Annotated in this window: 2 protein-coding genes; both read right to left on the minus strand. The window is 60.5% G+C overall.

All coding sequences use genetic code 11. From position 1 onward, the window contains the following. Positions 1-415: 415 nt before the first annotated feature. The gene (locus tag ACIP5O_RS36890) at positions 416-592 is read right to left on the minus strand and encodes a hypothetical protein (RefSeq protein WP_401302245.1); all 177 of its coding nucleotides are present in this window, start codon (positions 590-592) and stop codon (positions 416-418) included. Between the two features lie 147 nt (positions 593-739). Then, on the minus strand, positions 740-1,117 hold a 378-nt coding region (locus ACIP5O_RS36895), incomplete at its 5' end, for an RHS repeat-associated core domain-containing protein (protein WP_401302248.1).

Here is a 1,117-nt window from a genome sequence, read left to right on the forward strand (position 1 = left end):
CCCGCGTACGTCCTGCCGCCCACCGTGATCGACTTCAGCTGGGAGTAGTCCGTGTACGACTCCCCCGTGCGGATGTAGTCGTCCGTGGAGGCACCCGCGGTCTCACTTCTACGTTCGTGACTGCACAACGGCGGGCCCGGAATTTCCGCTCTGGGAATCCGGGCCCACCGTACGAACACTGTGCCCACGGCCGTCCGAAACCACATAGCACCACCGAGGGATGGATCAAGCTGATCCCGAAAAAGACAGGGCGAAGCGTTCTTCACTTTACTTGCGATACAGAAACCAGGCAACGAGGGGAACCACGATGATGACGAAAAGAATTACGAATACGATGCCGGATTCCGGTGACTGCAGAGGCATCGGTGCACTGGCGTTCACCACTGGACCTGCCTATCCCGCCACGATCACTCCCTCAGGAGGACCTCCTCTTGCGCAGCACTCCGAATGCTAGCATAGTCATTCCCAGGATTCCCAAGCCGCCCAAGACCAGGTACACCATGTTACCGGTCTGCAGTCCCACCACAATGCAGATGATTGATACCACGAGACATACAACTGCGAAAACCTGCAGTTTGACCTTGTCGTTCATCGTTTCTCTCCTTACTCGGGCCTTGTCGGGATCCACTGCAGGAACAGCTGCTGCTTGCTTGTCGTGCGGACCTCTGTCACGGCGACGGATGCGATCCGTCGCCGTGACAGAGGTGCTGATCAGTCAGTTATCGTTATTCACCGATGCTCATCCGTAACTGATGATGTCCATACCTGCGTACCCCATGGCGCCGCCCACTGCGCAGCTGCCGACTGCCGCACCGACCGCGCCAATTCCGCCGCCGAATACACCCGCTGCCTGGATGATTCCCGTCTCGGATGCGGCGCCCAGACCGGCAATGCAGCCCGTGGCAATCCCCACGATGCTTTCACTGTCGCTGACCGCATCTCCTACCTTCTGGAGCCAGCCGAGCCCCGAGGGGTCGATGCGGTTGACGGGGTCGCCTTCGGCGTAGAGGTAGGGGTTGGTTTCCTGGCCGGAGGGGTCGGGCTGGGTGAAGCGGCCGATGTTGGCGTCGTAGTAGCGGGCGGCGAGGTGGTAGAGGCCGGTGGGGTCCTGGTAGCC

This window comes from Streptomyces sp. NPDC088915, from assembly GCF_044749825.1.
Classification (GTDB): Bacteria; Actinomycetota; Actinomycetes; order Streptomycetales; family Streptomycetaceae; genus Streptomyces.

Excerpts from the sequence above, each read along its gene's own strand:
- ACIP5O_RS36890 (WP_401302245.1), bottom strand. The coding sequence starts at position 592 with ATGAACGACAAGGTCAAACTGCAGGTTTTCGCAGTTGTATGTCTCGTG.